The sequence below is a fragment of the Limnoglobus roseus genome (assembly GCF_008254045.1).
In the GTDB taxonomy this organism is placed as follows: domain Bacteria; phylum Planctomycetota; class Planctomycetia; order Gemmatales; family Gemmataceae; genus Limnoglobus; species Limnoglobus roseus.
In genome coordinates this window covers 4,671,334-4,696,561 of record NZ_CP042425.1, presented here as the reverse complement: position 1 = coordinate 4,696,561, position 25,228 = coordinate 4,671,334, and the positions used below count along the sequence as shown (strand labels likewise).

Below are 25,228 nucleotides of genomic sequence, written 5' to 3'. Positions count from 1 at the left end.
GATGGAAGTCACGGAGAACGAAACGGGCGGGCCGACGATAAAGCTCTACCCCGGCGACCGTCTGAGCGACGTGAAAGGGTGGCATCGGAAGCTGCTAACACCGGAGATCGTCACGATCTTTGAGGACGCGCCGAGATACTTCCAGAATATCGCCGACAAAGCTCCGGTGCCGGAGATGGCGGAATGGCTCAACAAACTGTTGGCCGCGAACGACTGGTTGCTGGAGTTGCACAAGAGCAACTGGTCGAAGGGAGGCAGGGCTAGTTTTTACTGGAAAGCCGAAGGGATCGTCGGAGCCGAGATGGGTCCGCCGATGACCAAGACCTACCATCCGACGGTCGTCGGCCAACTGTTCGAGTTGCTCGGCTTTATCGACTGGAACGGATTCGGCGGAACGGGGGGCGGGGATTTTCATCCTCCCAAACCAGCGGCGGACGTGCGGGCCACCTGGATGGAAGAAGGGGAAGACGTCGATCTGGAATGCTCGACGTGTTGGTGTTACTTCAACGGCGATATTCTGATCGAGGCGACCGCGGCGGGTGGGTGACACTGGGAGGCCGGTTCGTGTCGCTGGGCACGGTTCGGGATTCGGTCGAGTGGGTGTTTCGCACGATGCTGGCGGGTAAGACTCCGATCCTCACAAACCTTGAGGCGGGACAACCGAGGCGACGGAAGAACTGATGCCGACCTTCAACTGGATTTACACGGCCATCTTCATCGCGGTCCTCGTGGGCGCGGTGCTGAACACCGTCGCGTACCTGATCCTCGCGGAGCGGAAGATCGCCGCGTGGGTGCAGGACCGTCTCGGCCCGAACCGCGTCGGCCCGTGGGGGCTGTTGCAGCCGATCGTCGACGGCGGGAAGATGTTCCTGAAGGAAGACGTCATCCCGGCCCACGTGGACAAGGTCTTCTTCCTGCTCGCGCCGATGGTCGCGTTCGGCACGGCCATGCTGGCGATTGCCGTCGTGCCGGTCGGCCACACGGTGCCACCACCGCTACCGATGGTCAGCGTCAACCCGCCCGCTTACAACGCCCCGGACACGCCGGTGCAGCGGTTCGAGGCGATGCAGAAGGGGTACGCCGACCAGTTCTCGTTCGCGATCGCTCCCGGCCTGGACATCGGCATTCTGTACGTGTTCGCTGTCGGCTCGCTAGCGGTGTACGGCGTGATTCTGGCCGGGTGGAGTGCGAACAACAAGTACGCCCTGATCGGCTCGCTGCGGTCGTCGGCCCAGATCATCAGCTACGAGATCCCGCTCGGCATGAGCATCCTCGGCGTGGTGCTACTCGCCGGATCGCTGAACCCCGAGCGGATCGTCGCGAACCAGATCGACGGCGGGATGTGGAACGTGTTTTACATGCCGCTGGCCTTCCTCCTGTTCCTGACGAGCGTGTTCGCCGAGTGCAACCGCCTCCCGTTCGACTTGCCGGAATCGGAGCAGGAACTCGTCGGCGGATACCACACGGAATACTCGTCGCTGAAACTCGGGATGCTCTTGTTGGCCGAATACGCCCACATGATTACGACGAGCTTCCTGATGAGTTGCCTCTTCTTCGGCGGGTGGCACCTGCCGGGGCTGACGACGACCAACGATTCCGCCCTGTACGGCCCGTGGGGAACGGCGATCATCCACGCCGCGGTGCTGGCCGCGAAGATGTTCTGTTTCATCGCGCTGTTCATGGTCGTCCGCTGGACGATCCCGCGGTTCCGCTTCGACCAACTGATGTCGCTGGCGTGGAAGGTGATGATCCCGCTCGCCTTGCTGAACCTCGTCTGCGTGCTGCTGATCTTGCAGTTCGGTTGGCCGTGGTGGTCGATGACCGTCGCGTCGGTGGTGTTGTTCGTGCTCGCGGGTGCCTGGGGCGTCTGGTCCGGGGGCAACGTCACCGCCCCGAAGCGCAAAGTCCGAAAACTTCCCCCCGGTCTGCCGGCCGGCGTTGTCTAAAGAAAGAGGAGTCTCACGCAAAGCCGCAGAGACGCGAAGAAAACAAGCAGAAGTAAAAGAATTGATTCGAGGAGAAGAAATGAATCTCGTCTTTCTTCTCATCTTTGCGACTTAGCGGCTTTGCGTGAGATCATTGAGGATTCGTTCGATGCCGTTGACCGAAAGCGACGTGACCTGGGTGCAGGAGCCGAAACTCGGCCTCCTCGGGCAGTTGTACCTGCCGGCCATCGCCGACGGGTTGATGACGACCGTTGGGCACATGTTCAAGAAGAAGGTCACAGAACTGTACCCGGAACAAGAGCCGAAGCTGCCGCCGAACTACCGCGGCGTCCACCGACTCAACCGCGATTCCGAAGGGCGGACGAAGTGCGTCGCGTGCTACATGTGCGCGACGGCGTGCCCGGCCCACTGCATCGACATCGTCGCCGCCCCGGCCCCCGAAGGCTGGAAGGATCGCGAGAAGTACCCCGAGACGTTCGTCATCGACGAACTCCGGTGCATCTACTGCGGCATGTGCGAGGAAGCCTGCCCGGTGGACGCGATCGAACTGACGACGCTCTACGACCTGACGGGCCTCAGCCGCGAGCAGATGATCTTCGACAAGGAAAAACTCCTCAGCGTCTTCGACGTGACCACGAAGGCCGGGACCGACCCGGTTCGCACGCGGTCCGGCGAGTTGGGGCCGGCCTCCGAACCGCCGCCCGCGAAGTGATTTCAAGACACCACCGCACGCCGGTCGTATAACTCCCCCGCGTTGCTTGTGAAACTTTACACGAGCCTGATGCAATGAACCTCTTCGCCGCCACAACCGCCGGGAACGCCGTGAGCCAACTGGCCACCGGCGTTATTCTTGGCGCGCTGGCGTTTTACTGGCTGCTGCCGCGGCCGAAGGGCCGGTCGGTCGCGTTCGGCACATTCGCCGCCATCGCCTCGGCCGTCGTCCTCGTGTCGTGGGTCGTCCGCCAATTCGGCGACCCGGCCCGCGACACGGTCGGCCAAGTGCTGTTCTGGCTCTTCTCGGGCGGGGCCGTACTCTTCGCCGCGATCTTTGTCTCACAGCGGAACCCGGCCCGCGGGGCGATCGCCTTCGCGTTCGTCATCGTCAGCGTGTGCGGTCTGTTCCTGCTGTTGGCCGCGCCGTTTCTCATGGCGGCGACCATCGTCATCTACGCCGGGGCCATCATCGTCACGTTCTTGTTCGTGCTGATGCTCTCGCACACCGGGGAAATGGCCGACGAGAACGACCGCTCCCGCGAACCGCTGCTCGGCAGCCTGGCGGGCTTCGCGTTCCTCGGCTTGGTGCTACTCGCGATGTACCAGAGCAGCCCGACCGCCGTCGCCGAAGCGGGCCGGCCCGAACAGAAGTTACCCGCCCGGCCGGTGACGGCCGAAGAACGGGCCGAACTGCTCTCGCTGGCGACAGACCTGCAACTCGCGGCTGCGGCAAAAACCAAAGACGAGTTGCACGAGCGGACGAAAGACCTCCGCGACCGCTTCGCGGACATCGTCGGTATCCCGCCGTCGGCCCCGGAATCCGGCGAGCGGACGAACGCGGCCCACTCGATCCCGGACCGCCTTGCCATCGCCCGCGACCCGCAAGCGATCGCCATCGCGAGACAGGCCGAGGACTTGCGGTCGGCCGTTCGGCAGACGTTGAACCAGGTCGAGAACACAACGCTCAAGGCCAACCCGACGGCTGCGGACATGGCAGCGGCCGTCAAGGGGCTGGCGAACCTGCGGGAAAAAGCCGTGCTGCTCGCCGGCCGCGGTGAGTTGCCCGCCCGGAACGTCGCGAACATCGGCTACTCGCTCTACACCGATTACCTGCTCGCCGTGGAAATGGCCGGCTCAATCCTGTTGGTGGCCACCATCGGAGCGGTGGCCATCGCGGGCCGGAAGGGGGCCGCAGCGTGATCTCGGTCTGGCACTATCTCGCCGTCGCGGCGGTCCTGTTCTCCCTCGGCCTCGTCGGCTTCCTGACGCGGCGGAACCTCATCACGATGTTCCTCTCGGCCGAACTGATGTTGCAGGCCGTGGTGATTAACCTCCTCGCGTTCGCCCGGTTCCACGCGACCATGTCGGGGCAGGTCTTCGCCCTGTTCGTGGTCACGGTCGCCGCGTGCGAGGCGGGGGTGGCGATGGCCATGTTCATCGCCCTGTACCGCCGCAACCGGTCGCTCGACGCGACGGTGTGGCAGCAACTCCGCGAGACCGGCGTGCCCGCCACGACCGACCCGGAGAAGTTGCCGACCGTCCCCGGGGAGTTGGCCGACGACCCGAAACTCACCCCCGCCGGGAAGAAGCCCCAGGAGGTCGCGCGTGTCTAGCACGGCCCTCGCCGTTTCGGTTCTGGCCCTGCTACTGGCCGCCACCCTGCTCACGCCGCTGCTCGCGAAATTGCGACTGCGGCGGTACGCCCACCTACCCGCCGTTCTGGCCTTCGGCACGTCGGCCGTCCTGGCGATGCTGATGTTGAACGACGTCTACGTGAACGGCCCGGCCGGCCCGACGCCGGGGCTGTCGTTGCACGTGTCGGCCGACTTCCCCTGGATCTCGTTCCACGAAACCAAGTTGCCGACGACGTGGTTTTCGGCCGGGTTGCTGAACGTGACGTTCAGCCTCGGAATCGACCCGCTGTCGGCGATCATGCTCGCGACGGTCACGTTCGTCGCCACCTGGATCGCGATCTTCTCGGCCGGGTACATGCACGGTGAAGAGGGCTACGCCCGCTACTTCACGATCATGAGCCTGTTCGTGCTGTGCATGTGCCTGCTCGTGCTGGCCAACAACTTCTTCCTACTCTTAGCCGGGTGGGAGGGCGTCGGCCTCTGTAGCTACCTGCTGGTCGGGTACTACTACGCGAAGCCCTCGGCGGCGGCGGCGGCCCGGAAAGCGTTCCTGATGACCCGGCTAGGGGACGTCGGGTTCGTGCTGGGCATCTTCCTGCTGTGGAGCGTGGGCGGCCACCACACCGACCTGACGCAGATTTTCGCCCACATTCAGGCGCACCCGGTCAACGACTTCACGCTCGGCCTCGCGTGCCTGCTGCTGTTCTGCGGGGCGGTCGGCAAGTCGGCCCAACTGCCGCTGTACGTCTGGCTGCCGGACGCGATGGAAGGGCCGACGCCGGTGTCGGCCCTCATCCACGCCGCGACGATGGTGACGGCCGGAGTGTACCTCCTCGCCCGCTGTTCACCGCTGTTCGTGCAGGTGCCGTCGGTGCAGGCTTACGTGGCAATCACTGGCGGCGCGACGGCCCTCCTCGCGGCGTTCATCGCCCTGACGCAGACCGACCTGAAGCGGGTGCTGGCGTACTCGACCGTCAGCCAACTCGGGTACATGTTCATGGCCCTCGGCACGGCCGGAGCTGTCACGCCGAGCATCGCCGTGGCGGCCGCAATCTTCCACCTGTTCACGCACGCCTTCTTCAAGGCGCTCCTGTTCCTCGGCAGCGGCTCGGTGATGCACGCGATGGGGAACGTCATCGACATGCGGAGGTTCGGCGGCCTGCGAACGGTTCTGCCGGTCACGCACGCCACGTTCCTGATCGGCTGTGCCGCCCTCGCCGGCCTGCCGCTACTGTCCGGGTTCTGGAGCAAGGACCAGATTCTCGACGCCCTCGACCACGCGGGCGAACACGGGCTGACCCACCGCGAACTGTACCTCGGCGTCTTCGGCGTGGCCGTCCTCACGGCTGGGATGACGGCGTTCTACACGTTCCGGGCGTACTTCCTCACCTTCTGGGGCGAGACGCGGATCCCGGAAGAAGCCGGGCACCACGCCCACGAATCGCCACGGATCATGTGCGTGCCGCTGATCGTACTGGCTGTGGGGGCGCTGTTCGTCGGGGCGCTGGTGGAACCGCTCACGCACCACGGGTTCAGCAAGTTCCTGTCGGCGACGCCCGCGATTCAGCAGGCGAACAAGACCTACGAGCGTGAGCACAACGTCCGGTCGCAGTCCCAACCGCACTTCAACTGGCTGATCGCGGGGTTGGGCACCGCGGCTGCGGTCGGCGGGCTGGGGTTGGCGTTCGCGATGTACCGCAAGGGCCAACTCGCTCAACTGCCGGCCGCGGCGAAACCGCTCCACGCGATGTCGCTGAACAAGGGGTACGTGGACGAGATTTACCACGGCCTCGTCGTGAAGCCGGCCGAGATCGCCGCCACCGGCAGTCGGCAGTTCGACGGACTGGTTGATGCGGTCGCCCGGTTGGTGTCGTACGCACCGCGGATGCTCGCGGCCCTGCTCCGCCCGTTGCAGAACGGCCTGGTCCAGTTTTACGCGCTCGGGATGGTCCTGGGGCTGACGGCCGTCGTGTTGGTCATCGTGTTCAAAGTTTCCCGCTGAGAGCGAGTCGGGCGTCCCATGAACCTCAACACCGTCCTCGGTTTGCTGCTGCTGGTCGTGCTGCTCGCGCCGCTGGCCGCGGCCGCCCTGATCGCGATCGGCGGCCGCGGCCGGCCGGGCCTGACGCGCCGCCTGGCGGTGTACGCCTCGGCCTTGCACCTCGTCCTGACGATCGGCATGATCGCCCTGTACTCCGGCTTCGTCACCCCGGACGCCCAATCAGAGCAAAACCTCTCGCTCAACTTCCAGCCGAAGGCCGTGCCCGGCGACCCGGGGGCAACGAACGGTGCCGAAACCTTCACGTATAGCACCTCCTGGAAGCTCGTCTCGCTGACGCCCGGCGAGACAGGACCGGCCGTCCATTTCTACGTCGGCCTTGACGGCTTGAACGTGTTGCTGGTGGCCCTGACGAGCCTGATGTTCTTCTTCGCGGTGCTGGTGTCATGGGACACGGTCCGGGAACGGGCGGCAGCGTACTACGGGTGGCTGTTCGTCCTCCAGACGGCGGTAACCGGGGCGTTCGTGTCGTTTGACGTCCTGCTGTTCTACGTGTTCTTCGAACTCACTCTGATCCCGGCGTTCTTCCTGATCGGGCAGTGGGGGACGGGCAGTGCCCGCCGCGACGCGGCCCGGAAGTTCGTCCTCTACACCCTGTTCGGTAGCCTGTTCACGTTGGTCGGCATTATCGGCGTCGTCCTCACGAACCCGATCCCGCTGCACCCGACTTCGAACCAGCCGTTCTACTACGAGCCGACGCACCAGGCGATGGCACACGCCCGCGACCAAGACGGGCCGTACGTTCCCGGCCGGGCGGGGCCGATCACCTTCTCGATCCCGGTGCTGATGAAGAACGTCAGCATGTGGGACTCGATGAGCCACTACTCCGTGTTGCAAGCCGAAGGCCGACTGGCGAAGGCCACGCCGAACCTCCGGGCCGACCGCGAGCGGGAACTGGCCGACGTGCGGGAGAAACAACGGGAGCGAAGTACGACGCAGTTCTGGCTGTTCCTGGCACTGATGGCCGGGTTCGCCGTGAAAATCCCGATCGTGCCGTTCCACACGTGGCTGCCCGCGACCTACTCGGAAGCGCCGCTGGCGGTGACGATGATCTTCTCGGCCGTCCTCGCGAAACTCGGCACGTTCGGCATCCTGCGGATCGTCATCCCGCTCGTCCCGGAAGCGTGCGTGCAGTACGGGCTGCCGTGGTTCGGTACGCTTGGGGCCATCGGCATCGTGTACGCCGCCTTCTGCGCGTTCGCCCAGCGGGACCTGCGGTTGCTGGCCGCGTACAGCAGCGTGTCGCACCTCGGGTTCCTGGTCATCGGCCTGTTCGCGATGACCCCGGAAGGGCTGTCGGGGGCGCTCCTGCACATGGTCAACCACGGTCTGACGGCCGGTGCAGTGTTCGCACTGCTCTCGTTCCTCGCCCGCCGCTACCGGACGCTCGACGCCAACCAGTACGGCGGCCTGTGGGCGAAGTACCCGGTGTTCACGTTCTTGATGATCGTGATCGTGCTGGCCAACGTCGGCCTCCCGGGGCTGAACAACTTCGTCAGCGAAATGCTCATGCTCGGCGGCCTGTTCGATCCGCGAAATGTGAAGATCGCCGGCTGGGGGCTGGCCTTAGTCGCCGCGTTCGGCGTGATGTTGTCGTCGTGGTACCTGTTCACGATGCTGAAGCGGGTCTTCTTCGGCCCGCTGATTGAACCGCCGACCGTCGGTGAAGCGGACGCCCGACCGAAGGACGTGACCGGCCGGGAGTTCGTCCCGCTCGCGGCCCTGGCCGCCCTCTGCCTGACGCTCGGGCTGTTCCCGCAACCACTCTTGGACGTGGTGTCCACCGACGTGCGGCGCGTGTCCGAACTCGTGAACCGGGCCCGGTACCGCCTTGACCCGAGCATCGCGGCCGCGGAAGCCGAGAATAAACCGCCGGTGCAACCGATCCGGATCGCCCTGCCGGCGCCGAAGCGATAGTTTCATTCCCGAGGATCACCCGACGTGAACCCGTTGCTCGACGGAACCCGAATCGAAGCCCTGACCGGCGTGTTCAAGTTGGTCGTGCCGGAGATCGCGCTGGTCGGCGTGGCGTGCGTCCTGTTCGTCTTGGGCCTGTTCACGTCGAGCCGGTTCCTCCACACGTCGCTGGCCGTCCTCGGTCTGGCCGGGGCATTCGCCGTCGCCCTCGTCGCGCAGCCGTGGGAAACGACCCTCTACGACGGCCTGAAGGCCAACACGGAAGCGTACTACCCGATCCTGCCGAGCGCGGCCGCCACGCTCATCCGCTACCTCACGCTCGCCGCGGGGTTGGTGCTCATGCTCTTGAGCACCAAGGAAGCCACGCGGGAGATCGCGGCCGACTACCTGGCGTGCCTGCTGATCGCGGTCGCGGGCACGTCGCTGGTGGCCCGGGCGAACGACCTCGTCACGCTCTACCTCGCCCTGGAAATGATCAGCGTGCCGACGTACGTGCTGCTGTACCTGCCGCACCGCGGGAAGCCGGGTCAGGAAGCCGCGGTCAAGTACTTCGTCCTCAGCATCCTGTCGTCCGCCGTTACGCTGTTCGGGTTCAGCTACCTCTTCGGCCTCACCGGGTCGACGAACCTCTCGGCGATCAACGCCGTGCTGACGGCCGCGAACAAGGAGGCGATTTCGCCCCTCGCGGTTCTCGCGATGGTGCTCGTGGTCGCCGGCCTCGGCTTCCGCATCACGGCCGTGCCGTTCCATTACTACGCCCCGGACGTGTACCAAGGCGGCCCGACAGCCGTCGTCGCGCAACTCTCGGTGCTGCCGAAGGTCGCGGGGTTCCTCGCCCTTGCCCGCCTGCTCGGGATCGTTAGCGGCCCGCTCAACGACCTGCCCTTCCCCACGAGCACGCAGGTGCCGCTCTTGCTCTGGGTGCTGGCCGCGGCCACGATGACGCTCGGAAACGTCATGGCCCTCATGCAAGACAATCTCAAGCGTATCCTCGCCTACTCCGGCGTCGCCCACGCGGGCTACATGCTCCTCGGCCTCGTGACGGCGTCCGCTTACGCGACCCCGACCGAGGGCCTGCTGCCCCGGTACGTGAGTGGGTTCGACGGATTGATCTTCTACCTCGTCGGCTACGCCCTCATGACGCTCGGCACGTTCGCGATCCTCGCGTACCTGAACAGTGCCGACCAGCCGACGGAATCGGTCGACGACCTCGCCGGCCTGCACCAGACGAACCCGTTCGCCGCGGCCATGCTGTTCGTGGCGTTACTCAGCCTGATCGGCATCCCGCTCACGGCCGGCTTCACCGGTAAGCTATTCCTCTTCCTCGGCCTGTACGATTCGCCGACCGTCACCGGCATGGGGAACGCCTACAAGACGCTCACCGTCATCGCCGCCATCAACGCGGCCATCGGGGCAGTGTACTACCTCCGCCTTCTCGGTGTGATCTACCTCCGCAGCCCGCTCCGCCCGGCAGTCCGTCACCGGGGCAAGGGGCCGATGCTGGCGGCCGTCCTCTGCACCGTCGGCACGCTTGTCGTCGGCATCTACCCATCAATCGTCTGGGATCTTGTGAAGAAGGCGACGCCCGCCACGGCCCACTCGCCGGCCCTCGTCGCGAAGTGACCGTTCCGCCCGGAACGGTTTTCGCGTACACTGGCACGGAGGGAGCAATCACGTCCTGCGTTCTGTGGCCGGGGATTCACCGTGGCGATCGTCGTCGAATGTCCGCACTGCGATAGTCAATTCAACCTCCAGCCCGATCTGATCGGCAAGTCGATGCGGTGCCCGAACCCGGACTGCCGCGAAATCTTTACCGTCCAGCCCGTCGCGGCCCAAGCCCCTGTCGCGACCCAAGCCGCCCCGCCCGAACCACTCGAACCAGAACCCGAACCGCTCAGTGCTCCGTTCCTGGTGGTTTACGAAGGCGAGGCGGTGGGACCGCCGCCCGTCAAAGAACCGCGATTGCCCCGGCCATCGGTTGCGCCGAGCGAGCCGTTCCTGGCCCTCGACCCACTGCCGAAGCCCGCCCCCGTGCCCGTGCGGGCCGATGACGCGAAGCCGTACACCAGGGTGGAAGAAGCGGAACCGCTCGTGCCGATCCTGGAAGGCGAGGCCATCGCTCCACCGCCGGAACCCAAAAAGCCGGCCCCCCCGAAGCCCAAACCGCGGCCGGACCTGCAACCGATCTTCGAGGAAGAACCGGTCGTCGAGGCGGAAGTGCTCGACGCGGAAACAGTGGGGCCGAAAGTCCTCGATTGGAAGAAGGCGGCCCCTGCCCCGCAACCGCTGCCGGACGACGAGCCACCCGAGCCGAAGCCGATCCGCCGCCAGGAACCCGACGACCAAGACCCGGAACTGGACTTCCTCCCGAACCGCCGCGGGCCGGGCGTTTGGAAGTACGTTCTGGTCGTGTTGGTGGTCCTCGGTCTCGGCATCGGTGCGTACATCGTCATTCAGGACATGGTGAACGCTTCCAAGAAGGAAGACCAACTCGTCCAGGAGGCCGAGAAGGAGTTCAAGAACCAGAACTACCCGCAGGCGATGAAGCTCTATGAGCAACTCCAGGCCGAGTTCCCCCAGAGCAAGGACGCCGAGAAGCACCAGTTCTTCGGCAAGCTCAGCGACGTTCACACGGTGGCGTCTGCCGTCATCGTCCGCGACAACCCAGCCGAGGGGCAGAAGAAGTTCGACGCCTTCCTGAAGGAGTACGCCGACTCGCAGCTGATCAAGCCGACCGAGACCGGGTTCGGGTACGACGTGTTCGAGGCCGGCCGCAAGCTCGTGGACGCCTACGCCGACAACGCCGAGCAGAACCTGAAGACGTTCACGGCCGGCCGGCAGAAGCGGGAGTTGCTCGACGTGTCCGAGAAGGCGGTCGCCGACGGGCGGCAACTCATCCCCGTCGTCGAGAAGTACCGCATCAAGGAAGTGAAGCCGCTCGACGACCAGCGGAAGCGGTTCGATGACCTGACGGTGAAGTTGGCCCGCGAGCGCGAACGGCTTCAGGTGATCGACCCGTACCGCGACCTGGCGCGCGACCCGACCGACCAGCGGATCGCCCAGTTCGTCGGCGTGCTAACCCAAGCCCGTTTCGACACGGACGACGAAGCCCTGAAGTTGATCGCCGACGCCAAGGCGGAACTGCGGCGGCTCATCCGCGGCATCGAAGACCTTCGCCCGCCCGCCGCCGCCCCGACCGATCCCGCCGGCGGCCTCCTGTTCGTCGCCCCGCCGCTCGGCCAGTCCACGCTGCCGATCATCGTGACCCCAGACACGCCGCCGGAAGTCTTCTTCGCCAACGTCCGTGGCATCCTGTACGCCCACGACGCCGACAACGGCAACCTGCTCTGGGCCGCCCGCGTCGGCCGGTCGATCCGCGACCTGCCCGCCCGGTTCCCCGAGCGTGCCGGCCAGCCGGAGTTGGTCCTCGTCCCGGTCGATCGCGAGGGGTTCGGCCTGACCGCCCGCGTGGCCCGGACCGGACAAGTGAAGTGGCACCAACCGCTGGAAGGGCCGATCGCCGGGCCGCCGATCGTGGTGAACAACCGGGTCTACGTGCCGCTGCGGGACGAACTCGGCACGGTCGTCGAGATTGACGTGGCGACCGGCAACCGGCTGAGCCACGTGAACCTACGACAGCGGATCGGCCCGGGGGGCGTCCTCCAACCGGGCAGCGGCATGATCTTCGTCGCCGCCGAGGCGCGGCGGGTGTTCGCGATCAACACCGAGGCGGTCGATGCCGATGGGAACCGCCGACCGCTCCAGTGCGTGCAAGTGCTCTCGACCGACCACCCGGAACTTTCGCTCCGCGTGCCGCCGATCATCACCGGCCCCGCGGGCGAGGGGAAGGCGAACCGCTACCTCGTACTCGCCCAGGCCGACGGCACGCAGGCGACGAAGTTCCGGGCATTCCCGATCACGCCGCCGGAGGCTTACGACCCGGCAGTCGGGCCGCCAGAGATTACGCCGCCGGCCGGCGGGTCGGTCGGCATCGCGGGGCACGTCCAGTTCCCCCCGTTCACCGACGGCGAGCGGATCGCGGTCGTGACCGACGCCGGAGCGTTCGGCCTGTTCGCCACGAACTTGCCGGGTAACCAGGACGCGAACATCTACGCCCTCCCCATCGACACGAAGAACCCCGTCGCCGGGCAGGTCGCGTCCGGCAAGGTCGCCGGGCAGGTCGCGTCCGGTGAGGAGGACACGTTCTGGGCCGTGTCGCGGTCGAAGCTGTACAACCTGCGGGTCGGAATCAAGGCGGACAAGGGGTTCCAGGTGCGGGCGTCGGGTCTGCCGCAACCGGCGGGCATCCCGGTGCAAGGGGCGCAACTGAACTCCCGCCGCGACACCTTGCTCATCGTCATCCGGTCCGACGACTCCGACGGCGTGCGGGCGTTTGCGTTCGACCCGCGCGACGGCCGGCAACGGTGGCAGCGCAAGCTCGGTATCGCCCCGCCGTCGCCGCCGACCCCCGTCGGCGCGACCGGCAGCGTCGTCGTGGACGAAGACGCCGGAATTTACCTCGTGCCGGACGACATGACGCAAGCGGCCGCGAAGACGACGGCGGCGGTCCCCACCGCGGCAATGGTCGCGCCGCCAGTGCTGACAGCCCTCGCGCCGGCTGCAACGTGTACGTCGGCCGACGGCCGGACGGTCTGGGTGCTGCTCGCGGAACGCGGCGACAAGGACTCGGTCCGGCTGCGCGTGCGGCGGTTGGTCGAAGGGAAATCCCAGGCGGAAGAGTTAGTTCAACTGGCGGACAAGTTGGCCGGCCCGCCGACGGCGGCGGGGGACGGCGTAGTCTTCCCCTGTGGCGACGGGTTCCTGTACCGCTTCCAACCGGGCACAGCCAACCTGACGCAAGGTCCGATGTGGCGCGGCGAAGCCGTCGGACCGGGCGAACCGTGCTTTGTCTCGCCGTTCGGGGCCGACGAGTTCCTGACGACCGACGGCAATCGGCAGGTCACGCGGTGGCGGTGGGCCGCCGGGGCGGGCTGTAAAACGGTCGCGGGACCGTGGGCTCTGAGGGAGAAGATCCCGTTCGCCCCGGTCGTCGTTGCGATCAGCGCCAACGAGCGGCGGTTGTTCGTGGCCGACGCGGGCGGCAGCGTCTCGATGTACGACGCGGACCAGTCCGGCGAACCGCTCCGCCGGTGGCGGGCCGCGAAGGACGACCCCGACAACCCCATCCCGGGCGGGAAGCCGAGTACGGGCTTCGTGGTCCACAACGGCCCGACGGGGATCGTGGTTTGCTACTCGGTTGAGAATCGGCACATCGTCGCCGTCTCGCCGGGCGGTGCGAAGGCGCTCTGGGTGGTACGCCGCCTCGGCGCGTCTGATACGCTGGGGGCCGTGGCCCTGCCGAACGGCTTCCTGTTCACCGACACCGCAGGCATCGTCACGGCTTACGATCCAACGACCGGCGAACGCCTCGGCTCAATTTGCTCGGAGAATCAAGACTTGATCCCGAGAACGCCAGCCCAACCGGTGGGCGACGGCAAGACGCTCGTGATGCCGGCGATCGACGGCTCGGTGGTGGTGCTGCCGAACCCGGGGTTATAGTCCGATTGGATTCCTGCGGAACTAACGAAACGGCGAGGGGCGGGAACGACGGTGATCGTTCCCGCCCCTCGCCGTTTGACCCACTCGAATCAGTTCAACTGGTCGTCGGTGAACTGCTCCAGGCGGTTCATTCGCGTCGGCTGGCGGAGCTTCAGTAGGCCGCGGGCTTCAATTTGGCGGATGCGCTCGCGGGTAATGCCGTAGTGCTTGGCCACGTCGTCGAGGGTCCGCGGCGTGCCGTCCTTCAACCCGTAGCGGAGTTCGATCACCTCCCGTTCGCGGGGGGCCAAAGACCGGAGAACCTCGTTGATCCGTTCCTTCAGGAGCCGTTGATCCACGTGTTCGCCGGGGTTCGGCACCTCCGCGCCCGAGAGGAAATCTTCCACCGACCGCTCGCCGTCGCCGCCGATCGGGTCGTGCAGGCTCATCGGCTGCCGGCCGACCAACCGCAACGACCGCGTTTCCTCTTCCTTCACGCCGAGCGCGGCCGACAGTTCCTCGTTCGTGGGCTCGCGGCCGGTCGCCACCGTCAGTTCGTTCCGCTTCCGCTCCATCTTCGCCAGCAGGCCGATCTGGTGACACGGCACGCGGACAGTGCGGGCGTTGTCGGCGAGTGCCCGTTGCACGCCCTGACGAATCCACCAGGTCGCGTAGGTGCCGAACTTGAAGCCGCGGCGGTGTTCGTACTTGTCCACCGCCCGCATCAGGCCGCGGTTACCTTCCTGAATCAGATCAGCGAAAGGCAGGCCGCGGTTGCGGTAATTCTTGGCGATGCTCACCACCAACCGCAGGTTCGCCTCGGCCAACTGACGGCGAACGATCTGGTATGCGTGCCGTCGCTTCTTGAGAACCCGCACCGCGGCGAACAGTTCACCCGCCGTCATGTGAATCTTGTTCTGGGCGTCGGTCAACCGCTGGGCCGGTTCTGGGTAGTCACTGAACTGGCCATCGACGGCCCGGACGAGGTGCTTCATCTCGTCGGCCATGTCGGCAAGTTCGTCGACCCACTGTTCAAGCAGTTCCGTGCGGGGCGACAGTTCGGCCATCAGGCGGTTGACCTTCATCAGCCGGCGGAAGCGGTTCCGCTGCCAAACGGTGTCGTCCATCAAGTCCAGCTTCAACCCGGTCGAGAAGGCGTCGGCCTCTTCGTGCAGGAGGCGGCGGACCAGCGGCAGGTTGTGCGGCATCCGCGACAGGATTTGCGCCCGGCTCATCCGCATCTCGACGGTCGAGTACACGTCGATCGTCGGATCGATCGGCGCGTGCCCGGCCAGCACCCGCTCGAAGGTGTACATCGCCCGGCCGACGATCCGCGTGCAGTACAGGGCCGCGTGGCGGAAGCGGGTGCGGGTGCGTTCCAAGTGCTCGGCAATGGAAAGCTCTTCGGTGCGGTTCAGCAACCGGATTTCGCCCATCTGCCGCAGGTAGAGGCCGAGGGCGTCGTCGGAACTCGAGGAAGACTCTTCGACAACCTGTTCCGCAATCTGCTCGTCGGTCGCTTCGAGGGCCGTGTCCTCGTCAACGTCGTCCGGTTCATCCAAATCGTCTTCGTCGTCGATGCTCAAGTGCGGCTCCTTGGTGCGAAGACTTTTGGTGAACAGGTCATTATCGACTGGCATCAAACGGCTCATGAGTGCGGATACCTCGTGGGGGGGAACCGCGGACGGCCACCCGACTTCACACGGTACAGCTGCCAAACGTCTGAAAATCCGTGCGGCTTACCAGCAGGAAAGCGTCGGTGCAAAGTCGTATGAACGGTTCCGGGCGTTCAACCGACCATGAACGAAAAATTGTACGCCAGTGGCGTTTCGACCACCAACTAGGAGATTATGACGGTCGATGAAACCGGGAGGTTCACGTCGGCCCGGTTATGCACTGAAGACGTAATCATTATACCCCTTATGCGGGGCGAGGTCGGAGTGAAAACTTTCCGCCCTGGGAAATGTGGCGAAGATGGACCGAATGTGCGCCCCGAGTTTCACCACCGGCCCACACGGCACAATCGGAACATCTTGCAGAAGTTAGAATTGAGGTGTGAGCATCAAGACGGGCGAGCGATGAGGCCGGCGAGGTACATCACGGGATCGCCCTTTTCTTGGGCCGCCAGGGCCAGAGTGGGGTAATCGCCGACCTGTCGGGCCAGATCCATTACGCTCGGGCAAGACAACCCGCGGTCGTCGGGCAACCGTGAAAGGTATTTCCGCCCGGCAGCAAGGGCCTCGGCCTTCCGGTCCAGTTTCAGGAGCAGGTTGATGTAGACCTCAGCCGGGAACGAGTTCCCTTCTTCCAGTTCGCGCTCAACCTTGGCTTCGAAGTGCTGCAAGCCCACCTCCACGTTGCGGCCGAGGAGGATGTCGAGGTACACAGAGTAGTCGGCGTAGGTGTTCTCAAAGGGAGCGTCCGCGTCGCCTTGGAATTGTCGGGCGAGGCGTTGGCCATAGGCGCTCAGGTCGCGAGCGTGCTCCAGGGCGGCAGTCTCCGTCAGTGGCAGTTGCAAGGCCATCTGCACGACCGACGACAGGTGCGAGACGTCAATGTGATACACGTCCTCGCCGAACAATTCGTCCTTGAGCATCTCGCCGATCGTGCTGCCGACCGGCAGGTTGTGGGATTCCAGGTCGTTCCGCAATCGCTCGGAGAGTTGTTCGTGCAAAGTGCGAGCGAGGCCAGTATAGCAGTAGGTCCGCAAGTCCGGGTGAGCGTTCAGATCGGTGCCGCCGACCATCGTGATGGTGGAACAGATGCCGTGACGGCTCAGGTAAATGTCGAAGCCCTTGCGCGGGTGGACTTGTTGGTGCCACGCGATGTCGACGACCGGGTAGGTGTCATCGTCCGGTCCGGGTTCGTAGGCGTCGAGTGCGGCCTTCACCGGACCCGGTTCGCCGATCAGGCGGAAGAAGCCCCACGCCTTCGCGAATTCGTGGTTCTTCAAGTAGATGTTCCCGACTTCACGGGCGGCATCGCGAATGGCCCCCTCGTAAGGTTCGTGCGCCTCCGGTGGCAAATCGTTGGACGGTCCGGTCGGGAACGGGGACACGCCCAACTCGACCCGCTTCTTCATCAATAAGGCGTAGAAGAGTGAGTGGTAATCGCCGGCCGCCCGCAGATCATCGCACAGTTTCGCCACGGCCGCCTTCGGCCCGGCGGTGTTGAGCAGGTCGCGGAGACTTTCGAACTGCTCACTCGTGATCGGGGGGGTCGTCGAATCCATCGCCACTTTCTCCGAAAATTTCTCGCCGCCGTCAGAACCGGCAGGACCGGACGGTGGTCCGCGTAAAGTCCCGTGGTCGTTGTAGTTCGTGCGGGGTAAGAAGCCACGGAAAGTCGGGTCGCGGCAGTCCGATTTCCGCCCGGGGTCGCGATCCAAGGTCACTTCTCTATTTCCACACCGAACCGCGAGATATAAATTCACAGTGGGGGGTCGTCCCTCCGAAAATCCCCATGCTTGACCGTCGCCGACTCGCAACCCTCATTAGGCGGGCTCCATGGACGAACTCCAGCACGAATGCGGCATCGCCGCCCTCTACGACCTTGGGACGGACATTCGTTCGCAGGTCTGGAACGGCGACCCGGACGAAATCGCCCGGTTGATGCCGCGGATGCTGTTAGACCTCCAGAATCGCGGCCAACTCGCGGCCGGCATGAGCGGCTACAACCCCGGTCGCGGCAAGCTCCTCGACACGTACAAAGAACTCGGCCCCGTCTCCGAAGCCTTCCGAATGGCCCGGCCGGAGAAGCACGCGAGCATCATCGAGAACCACGGCGGGCGGGCGGTCATCGGCCACGTTCGGTACGCGACCTGTGGCCAAGATAATCGCGAATACGCTCAACCGTTCGAACGGAAGCACTCGCAGAAATGGAAATGGTTCGCGTTCGCGTTCAACGGCCAACTCGCCAACTTCGCGAAACTCCAAGACGAACTCCTCGAAAACAACCCCGACTACCACATCGTCCGCAAGGACAACGACACCGAAGTCATCCTGCACTACCTCGGCCGCGAGATGCAGAACCTCGGCAACGACGACCCGGTACAGATCTTCCGCAACCTGAGTGAAAAGTTCGACGGGGCGTACAACATCGTCTTCCTGAACGCCCAGGGCGAAATGGTCGTGTCCCGCGACCCGCTCGGCATTCGGCCGCTGTGCTACGCCTTCGACGGCCGCCTCTTCGCCGCTGCGAGTGAGAGCGTGCCGCTCTTGAACCTCGGCTTCTCGTCGTCGGACATTCACTCGCTCGAACCCGGCCACCTCATCTTGATCCGCGACGGCAAGTTCGCCATCCACAAGTACGCCGAGTCGAAGCGGACGGCCCACTGCTTCTTCGAGTGGATTTATTTCGCCAATGTCGGCAGCACGCTCGACGACCGGAGCGTTTACCTGTCCCGCTCAGCGCTCGGGAAGGAGTTGGCGGAACAAGAACGGCAAATGAACTTATTCCCGATCGACGAGGCCGACACGATCGTCGTGCCGGTGCCGGACACGGGCAAGGCGGCCGCCGACGCGATGGCGTTCGAACTCGGCATCCCTTCCCGGGAAGGGTTGATTCGCAATCGGTACGTCGGCCGGACGTTCATTGAGGGCGGCAACCGGGCGGACAAGGTGCGGCTGAAGTTCACGCCGCTCCGCGAGGTGCTCGAAGGCAAAAAAGTGCTGCTCGTCGAGGACTCGATCGTCCGCAGCACGACTCTGAAAACGCTGCTCAACTACATCAAGGACGTCGGCGGGGCGAAGGAAATTCACGTCCGCGTGGCCTGCCCGCCGATCATCTCGCCGTGCTTCTACGGCATCGACATGTCCACTGTGAAGGAACTCTACGCCCCGTCGCGGATGGCCGGGATGGTTCCGACGCTGGCCGAGCAACGGGCGATGGCAACGGAACTCGGAGCCGATTCGCTCTTGTACCTGCCGGTCGAGGCGGTGGCGCGGTGCTTGGACAAGTCGCCCGAACAACTTTGCCGGGCGTGCCTGACGCGGGAGTATCCGACCCCGGTGGGCGAACAACTTTACCAACTGTCGCTCCGGAGCAAGAACGAGGACGGCCGCACCTACGAAGCCGGCGTGCCGATCACGAGCGCGCGATAAGAGAAGAATTAACCACAGAGGACACGGAGAGCACAGAGCAGACAAAACCGAGGGAAGAATCGACTCTTCTCGGTCTTCTCTACTCTGTGCTCTCCATGTCCTCTGTGGTTATATCCGTTTTATTCCCGGGAAGTTCGCACTCATGGCCGACGACGATCACGCGATTGTTGCCTACCGCATCAACAACCCGCCGAACATGGAGATCGTCGCCGCCCCGTTCGAGCGGGAGTGGATGAGCGCGACGAACCAGAAATTCGCGTACCGCTGCCTGCCGCTGAACATCGCCAACCAGGCGGGGTGGTTCGTGACCTGCCCGTGTAGTTTCGAGTTGTACTGGTACGGCGGGGCGGACAAGACCGACATCGAACTGCGCTTCCTCGACAACCGCGACGCGGCCGTGTCCACGCACTTCGGCTACGGCGTGCTGACGTTCTCGCTGCCGTACCTGTTCCGCACGCCCCAGGGGATCAACCTCTGGGTGAAGGGGCCGAGCAACCAGTTCAAGGACGGCATTCAAGCCCTCGAAGGCGTCGTCGAAACCGACTGGGCGTTCAGCACCTTCACCATGAACTGGAAGGTCACGCGGCCCGGCGAGTGGATTCGCTTCACGAAGGGCGAGCCGGTGTGCATGATCGTCCCGATCCCGCGGAACCTCGCCGAGACGCTGGTCCCGAAGACGATGGACCTCAAGAAGAACGCGGAACTCCACGACAAGTACCGCGGCTGGGAGGCGAGCCGGTCGAACTTCCTCACCGGTCTGACGACCAAAGACCCGGAGGCGGTGAAGCGCGGCTGGCAGAAGGACTACTTCCAGGGCAAGCAAGCCGAGGGCGGAACCTTCGACGGCCACCAGACGCGGCTGGACATCCAAGAGTTCGAACTCGAAGAGTAATCCCCGGCGGCCCTCTCCATGTCGCTCGAAACGATCATCGACTTCCCCTGCCGCGTGAAGAAAGACCTCGGCCACGGCGACCCGCGGGCCGGCACGCCGGTCCTGCTCGACCTGATCGCCGTCCGGGAGCGGATCGAGCAAGTCCGGGCGTCAACACGGCCCGATTACCTTTCGGTCGACCTGCCGGTGCGGCTCCTTCGCATGAAGGACGGCTCTCCCGTTGAGCAATCCACCACGCTCGGCCAACTGGAAGCGGAAGCCATCGCCCTCGACCCGCACGTGCCGGTCTGCACGAACTGCCCGGTCAACGCCCGGCGGGCACCGTTCGGCTGTGTGGTCGTGGTCCGCTACCCGGTCAAGAAGTCGGCCGAGCGCTGGCTGCTCGACCGCGTGCAACCGCCCGACACGATCGGCGGAGCGATGTGCCTGGAATCGCTGATCGAGGCGAACGCCGACGGCGAACCGACCCGCGACCACCGCACCCGCGGCCTGTTGGAAGCCTTCCCTGGCCTGGACCGCGATCTTCCCAAGAACGTCTTCGACAAGCCCGAGTTGACGGCCGACGAACTGCTCCAACTGCTGTTGCTGTCGCGCGGGAAGTTCGTGCCGTGGCAAAGTCTGAACATCCTGCTCTGGTTCGGCGCGATCAAGCTCGAGGAAACCGTCCCCACGACGGCCGATGACGCCTTGAAGTTGGCCCGCCTCGAACCGGTCGATCGGGCCAAGCGAGCGAAACTATTCCTCGGCCAATCCGATTCGGACGCGGGCATTGAAGACTGGCGGAACTTCCTCAAGGCGTTGTTCGTCGGCTGGGTGCGGGACGTGGAAGTGCTGATCGATTCGCGGTGAAATTCACTCCATATCCCACAACGCGATCAGGCCGTTCTCGCCGCCCGCGACCAGGCGCAAGCCGTCCGGCGCGAACGCGAGGCACTGCACGCGGCCGATGCCCCAGTCGAACGCAGCCCGCTCTGCCCCGCTCGCGGCATCCCAGAGGCGGACGGTCTTGTCCCAACTCGCCGTGGCAAGCATCCGCCCGTCGGGGCTGTACGCCACGGCCGCCACGCGGCCGCTGTGCCCTTTCAGGGTCCGCTTCTCGTCGCGGCTCGCCACGTCGAAGAGTTTCACGCCGTAATCCACCGCAACGGCGAGCACTTCCCCGTCCGGGTGGAAGCCCAAGCTCGGAGCCGTGTGCGTCAGGCCGACGTGCCGCGGTTCAAGGGTCAGCGTGTTCCAGATGCTCAGCCGATTGGCCGCGTTCGTCCAGGCAACAGTGTGCAAGTCGGAATGTACCGCGATCGCCCGCACGCCCGATGGTTCGCGGAACCAGGGCTCCCGCCGCTTCCCGGTCACGAGGTCGTGGAGTTCCAGTTGCCCCGGCTCCGCCTTGATGCGGTCCCCGCCGCCGAGGACAAGGGTTTTCTCATTCAGAAAGGCGAGGGCCGTCGTCGCGACCATCTTCGGTGGGGCATGCACGTCCCAAGTTTCCTCACCCGTCCGCTGGAAGCCGAACCAGCCCGTCCCGCTGCCGTACAGCAGCATCGCCCCGGTCGCGTCGAAGCTCACAGCGTTGACGGCCACCGTGTCGGAACCGAGTGTGCGAAAGGTGCCGTCGAAGACGGTCGTGAGCGCGATCGTGCCGTCCTTCGCGCCGACGGCCAACTCGTTGCCGTCCGGCGAGAACGCCAGCGCCGTGATCGTGGCCTTCGGCCCTTCCAGCAACATCATGGCGGAACGTCCTTGAGGGAATCGCGGCGGCGTCTATCTTGAATTGTAATGAGCGTAGAAGTGCAATGGACCGACACCGACCCCGACACCGGCGAACGGCGATTCGTCTCGGCCGAGAAGTTCGCGCGGAAATGGGCCTTCAAGGTCCGGTTCAAGCGGCGAGACAATTGGACCAAGCACGTCCGCTATACCCGCGAAATGTGGGAGACGCTGCTGGACGGCCTCGAGCGCCGCTACCGGCGCCGCGAAGGGGTGAAGGAAGAAGACCTCGTGGAAGTCCGCAAGATTCTGGCCGAGATGCCGGCCGACGACCAGCCGGCCGAGGAGGCGTGACCGTGCCGTACACGCCGATTCTCGCGACGCTGGGGTACGTCTTCTCCCCGGACCGCACGCGGGTGCTTCTCGTCCACCGCAACGCCCGACCCGGCGACCACCACCTCGGCAAGTACAACGGCCTCGGTGGCAAACTCGAACGCGATGAAGACATCGTCGCCGGCATGAAGCGAGAGGTTCTGGAAGAGGCCGGGATCGTCTGCGAATCGCTTCAACTCGCCGGAACCATCTCGTGGCCGGGGTTTGGGAAGAATGGCGAAGACTGGTTCGGCTTCCTCTTCCGCATTCTGTCCTGGAGCGGAACCCCGGCCGAGAAGAATCCCGAAGGGTCGCTCTCCTGGGTGAAGGTGACACAGGTGATGAACCTGCCGATGTGGGAGGGGGATCGGCATTTCCTCCCGTTTATCCTGGATTTCCAGGCTCTGCCCTTTCACGCCGTCATGCCTTATCACCAGGGACGGCCAACGGGTTGGACGGTCAATTCTGCTACTGCCTAAATTCCTATTCCTCCACAAAAATCGACGGTTCGTGTTATCGCGCCAAACGTGTTCTAAGGTACTGAAGTAGCTTAATTGATTGGCATATAGTTCGAGATTAAGATCACAATGCAGGACCGAAGCCGCTTCAAACGGGATATTGTCTCCCGACCAGCCGAACGGTTTGTGCCGGAAGCGGGTGCGGAGCCGTTCCCCGGCTACTGCCTCGTCCGCCTGCGTGGCCGCGGTGCGTTCGCGACGGTGTGGGAATCGACCACCCCCACCGGGCAGATGGTCGCCCTGAAATTCATGTCGAGCGCCAACGCGCACTCCACGTCCCGCGAGATTCATTCGCTCCAGGGCATTCAGAGGATCCGCCACCCGTACTTGCTGGAAATCCACAACGTCCGGTCGATGCCGGGTTACATCGTCATCGGCATGGACCTGGCCGAAGCGAGCCTCCTGGACCTATTCCTGCTCTACCAGGACGAATTCAACTCACTGATCGAGCCGGAAAAGGTCTTGCAGTACCTGAGCCAAGCCGCCGGCGCGCTTGATTATTTGAACGCCCGCCGGCACGCCTTCGACGGCAAGACCGTCGGTTTCCAGCACAGTGACATCAAACCGAACAACATCCTCCTGCTCGGCAACGAGGCGAAACTCGCCGACTACGGGCTGGCGACGCCGATGAACGGGCCGACCACGCCTTGCTTCCGCCAGGGCACGCTCGATTACGCCGCCCCGGAAGTGTTCTTGGGGTCGATGAGCGACAGCAGCGACCAGTTCTCGCTCGCGGTGACGTACCACTTGCTCCGCACCGGGGCGTTCCCGTTTCCGCCGCCCCCGCAGCAGCCCGGCCGCAGTTTCCACCGGCCGCCCCCGCACGTGATCCTGGACAGCAGCGACGAATACCGGGCGGTGATGCGGGCACTCTCGACGAGTCCGCAGGATCGCTTCCCGACGTGTTCCGCCTTCATCGACGCGGTCGCGGCCGCCAACAACATCGAACTCGCCCGCGACCGGCAGCAGCAGACGGTCACGGCCAAGCGTCGGACTAGCACCGCGGTGCTGTTTCAAGCCACGACGCGCGTCCCGGCCGGTACCCCTCCCCTGATCTGACATGCTCGCGCCGTTCTTCTCCGTGGCGATGACGGCCCCCGGTCGGCAACTCACCTTCCGCCGCGTCGCGGTCATTCACGTTTTCCTGGTGGCAATCCTGACCCTCGTCACGGCTCGGCAACCGAGCGACGAGTTCGTGTCCACGATCGCCCAACTCCTCCTCGTCCTCGGGTTGGTCGAAGGGGCGGCCGTCATCGGCTGGCGGTTGGTGCAACTCCCCAAGAGTCAGGCTCTCGAATTCCTGCTCACGTCGCCGATTCAACCGCGACGGTTGTTCTTGGCGGAATCGCTCGTCGGCATCACTCGGTTCGCGCTGGTGTGCCTGTCCGGGTTCCCCGTGTTAATGGTGCTGCCGCTGGCGGGCGTCGTGGAGTGGCCGGACTTGTTCGTGCTATTGGCGATGCCGTTCGCGTGGGGCGTCGTCGCCGGGCTGTGCCTGACCGCGTGGATTTATGAACCGGCGGCCGTCCGTCGGATCGGCGAACTGCTCGGCCTCTTCGGCGTGCTGGTCTACCTCGTCGTCGGCGTGGTCGCGGGGGAGAACCTCCGACTGTGGCTGCAACAATTGCCCGACGATCTCGGCCGGTTCCTGTTCAATGCGGTGATGTTCCTGCACACGATGAACCCGTTCGGCGTCGTGCGGTACTGGTTCGCTGCCGACCGCCGACCGTGGCTGGCGTGGGAGCGGTTCCTCGACCTGCACCTGTTCGCGGTCGTACTGTTCGCCGTCGTCGGCCCGCGGGCAGCCTTCCGGCTTCGCGGGCACTTCCACGACCGCCACTACAAGCCGATTTCCTCCGACCGCGAGGCGCAACTCGAACTCATCGGCGACCGGCCGCTTTCGTGGTGGGCGGTGCGGCGGGTCATGGAATACAGCGGCCGGGTCAACCTCTGGCTGGCGTGCGGCTTCGCGCTGGTGTACGCCGCGTTCCTCGTGGCCGGCGACGACTGGCCGGCGTGGATGGGCAAGCTCGTCTTCATGCTGTTCGAATCCTGGGGCGGGCCGGCGATGGTGGCGACGGCCCTCGTCGTGTTGTCGGCCGTGCCGGCGGTCTACCAGTTCGGCCTCTGGGACGCGACGGTGACGGCCCGGTGTCAGCGGTTGGAGTTGCTCCTGCTCACGGATTTGACGGCCCGCGACTACGCACACGCCTCGTTCTCGGCGGCCTGGCGTCGGGGCCGCGGCTACCTCGTCGGGGCCGCGTTCCTCTGGGTCGCGATGGCCGTTTCCGGTCGGGCGGCGTGGTGGGATTGCCTGGCCGCCGCGGCCGGGGCCTTCGCCCTGTGGGCCTTGTCGTTCGCCACCGGCTACCGGGGCTTCGCGACGGGCAACCAGACCAACGGCATCGCGTCGCTGTTCACCCTCGGCCTCCCGCTCGCCCTTATCGGCCTGTGGCGGGTGGGGGAACACGACCTCGCCTCACTACTGCCGACCGCGGCGACGTTCGTGCCGTTAAAGACCGGCGTCACGCCGGCTTGGGCCGTCGGGTTCGCCCTCACGGTCGGTCTGTCGGCGTGGTTATTGCGAACGGGGTTGAAGCGGTGCGACGTTGATCTGCGAAAGTGGTACGACGCGAACCAGGGTCGAAAGTCGGTCGAGTAGTCACTTCGATTCCGCAACCGGTTCTGGCGCGGGTGCTCGCTCGGCCGGCTGTTCCCACCGGCACTCGGACACGGACGGGGCGTCTTGCATGAAGCCGTCCAGCGTCGCGCAACCGGTCAAGTTCGTGAGCACTATGGCGGCGGCAATCAGACTTCGACGCATGGTTG

20 protein-coding genes are annotated in these 25,228 nt (G+C 65.1%); 16 read left to right on the top strand and 4 right to left on the bottom strand.

All coding sequences use genetic code 11. From position 1 onward, the window contains the following. Nucleotide 1 precedes the first annotated feature (1 nt). The 9 genes from PX52LOC_RS19570 (at nt 2) to PX52LOC_RS19530 (ending at nt 13,829) form a co-directional block, all read left to right on the top strand. On the top strand, nt 2-547 hold the full coding sequence (locus PX52LOC_RS19570; protein WP_149111677.1) for a hypothetical protein: 546 nt from the start codon (nt 2-4) through the stop codon (nt 545-547). Nucleotides 548-680: 133 nt separating this feature from the next. Next, nucleotides 681-1,946, top strand: a complete 1,266-nt coding sequence (gene nuoH, locus PX52LOC_RS19565) for an NADH-quinone oxidoreductase subunit NuoH (RefSeq protein WP_149111676.1) — start codon at nt 681-683, stop codon at nt 1,944-1,946. Nucleotides 1,947-2,094: 148 nt separating this feature from the next. Then, nucleotides 2,095-2,658, top strand: a complete 564-nt coding sequence (locus PX52LOC_RS19560) for a NuoI/complex I 23 kDa subunit family protein (RefSeq protein ID WP_149111675.1) — start codon at nt 2,095-2,097, stop codon at nt 2,656-2,658. 74 nt (nt 2,659-2,732) lie between these two features. After that, nucleotides 2,733-3,860, top strand: a complete 1,128-nt coding sequence (locus tag PX52LOC_RS19555) for an NADH-quinone oxidoreductase subunit J (RefSeq protein WP_149111674.1) — start codon at nt 2,733-2,735, stop codon at nt 3,858-3,860. Further along, entirely contained in the window at nt 3,857-4,273 is a 417-nt protein-coding gene (gene nuoK, locus PX52LOC_RS19550; protein ID WP_149111673.1) for an NADH-quinone oxidoreductase subunit NuoK, read from the top strand. Before PX52LOC_RS19555 ends, nuoK begins: the two co-directional genes overlap by 4 nt. Then, nucleotides 4,266-6,296, top strand: coding sequence for an NADH-quinone oxidoreductase subunit L (nuoL, locus tag PX52LOC_RS19545; protein ID WP_149111672.1), 2,031 nt, complete (start codon nt 4,266-4,268; stop codon nt 6,294-6,296). Before nuoK ends, nuoL begins: the two co-directional genes overlap by 8 nt. Nucleotides 6,297-6,314: 18 nt before the next feature. Beyond that, nucleotides 6,315-8,270 carry a complex I subunit 4 family protein gene (locus PX52LOC_RS19540; protein ID WP_149111671.1) on the top strand — a complete coding sequence of 652 codons (1,956 nt, stop codon included), beginning with the start codon at nt 6,315-6,317 and terminating at the stop codon, nt 8,268-8,270. Between the two features lie 24 nt (nt 8,271-8,294). Then, on the top strand, nt 8,295-9,893 hold the full coding sequence (locus tag PX52LOC_RS19535) for an NADH-quinone oxidoreductase subunit N (RefSeq protein WP_149111670.1): 1,599 nt from the start codon (nt 8,295-8,297) through the stop codon (nt 9,891-9,893). Nucleotides 9,894-9,974: 81 nt separating this feature from the next. Then, entirely contained in the window at nt 9,975-13,829 is a 3,855-nt protein-coding gene (locus tag PX52LOC_RS19530; protein WP_149111669.1) for an outer membrane protein assembly factor BamB family protein, read from the top strand. An 89-nt stretch (nt 13,830-13,918) separates the two neighbouring features. On the opposite strand, the gene PX52LOC_RS19525 is transcribed toward PX52LOC_RS19530, so the two are convergent. Next, nucleotides 13,919-15,448, bottom strand: coding sequence for a sigma-70 family RNA polymerase sigma factor (locus tag PX52LOC_RS19525; RefSeq protein WP_246173771.1), 1,530 nt, complete (start codon nt 15,446-15,448; stop codon nt 13,919-13,921). A 422-nt stretch (nt 15,449-15,870) separates the two neighbouring features. Next, a complete protein-coding gene (locus tag PX52LOC_RS19520; protein WP_149111667.1) occupies nt 15,871-17,040 on the bottom strand; it encodes a hypothetical protein in 1,170 nt (389 codons plus the stop codon). A gap of 274 nt (nt 17,041-17,314) precedes the next feature. Here PX52LOC_RS19520 and PX52LOC_RS19515 point away from each other — a divergent pair, with 274 nt between their 5' ends. From PX52LOC_RS19515 to PX52LOC_RS19505, 3 genes are all read left to right on the top strand, one after another. Then, the gene (locus PX52LOC_RS19515; RefSeq protein WP_149111666.1) at nt 17,315-18,910 is read left to right on the top strand and encodes an amidophosphoribosyltransferase; all 1,596 of its coding nucleotides are present in this window, start codon (nt 17,315-17,317) and stop codon (nt 18,908-18,910) included. Nucleotides 18,911-19,052: 142 nt separating this feature from the next. Beyond that, nucleotides 19,053-19,802, top strand: a complete 750-nt coding sequence (locus PX52LOC_RS19510) for a DUF6065 family protein (protein ID WP_149111665.1) — start codon at nt 19,053-19,055, stop codon at nt 19,800-19,802. 18 nt (nt 19,803-19,820) lie between these two features. Beyond that, nucleotides 19,821-20,651 carry a hypothetical protein gene (locus tag PX52LOC_RS19505; protein WP_149111664.1) on the top strand — a complete coding sequence of 277 codons (831 nt, stop codon included), beginning with the start codon at nt 19,821-19,823 and terminating at the stop codon, nt 20,649-20,651. A 3-nt stretch (nt 20,652-20,654) separates the two neighbouring features. On the opposite strand, the gene PX52LOC_RS41680 is transcribed toward PX52LOC_RS19505, so the two are convergent. Then, entirely contained in the window at nt 20,655-21,530 is an 876-nt protein-coding gene (locus PX52LOC_RS41680) for a WD40 repeat domain-containing protein (RefSeq protein WP_178132560.1), read from the bottom strand. A gap of 60 nt (nt 21,531-21,590) precedes the next feature. Between PX52LOC_RS41680 and PX52LOC_RS19490 the strand changes: the two genes are divergently transcribed. From PX52LOC_RS19490 to PX52LOC_RS19475, 4 genes are all read left to right on the top strand, one after another. Next, entirely contained in the window at nt 21,591-21,863 is a 273-nt protein-coding gene (locus PX52LOC_RS19490) for a hypothetical protein (protein WP_246173770.1), read from the top strand. A 2-nt stretch (nt 21,864-21,865) separates the two neighbouring features. Beyond that, on the top strand, nt 21,866-22,360 hold the full coding sequence (locus PX52LOC_RS19485; RefSeq protein WP_149115549.1) for an NUDIX hydrolase: 495 nt from the start codon (nt 21,866-21,868) through the stop codon (nt 22,358-22,360). Between the two features lie 165 nt (nt 22,361-22,525). Then, nucleotides 22,526-23,458: a protein kinase domain-containing protein gene (locus tag PX52LOC_RS19480; protein ID WP_168219100.1), complete on the top strand. Its 933-nt coding sequence runs from the start codon at nt 22,526-22,528 to the stop codon at nt 23,456-23,458. A 1-nt stretch (nt 23,459) separates the two neighbouring features. Next, nucleotides 23,460-25,061 carry a hypothetical protein gene (locus tag PX52LOC_RS19475; RefSeq protein ID WP_149111661.1) on the top strand — a complete coding sequence of 534 codons (1,602 nt, stop codon included), beginning with the start codon at nt 23,460-23,462 and terminating at the stop codon, nt 25,059-25,061. Here PX52LOC_RS19475 and PX52LOC_RS40710 read toward each other — a convergent pair whose 3' ends face one another. After that, the gene (locus PX52LOC_RS40710; protein WP_168219099.1) at nt 25,062-25,223 is read right to left on the bottom strand and encodes a hypothetical protein; all 162 of its coding nucleotides are present in this window, start codon (nt 25,221-25,223) and stop codon (nt 25,062-25,064) included. It lies immediately after the preceding gene. Nucleotides 25,224-25,228: the final 5 nt, after the last annotated feature.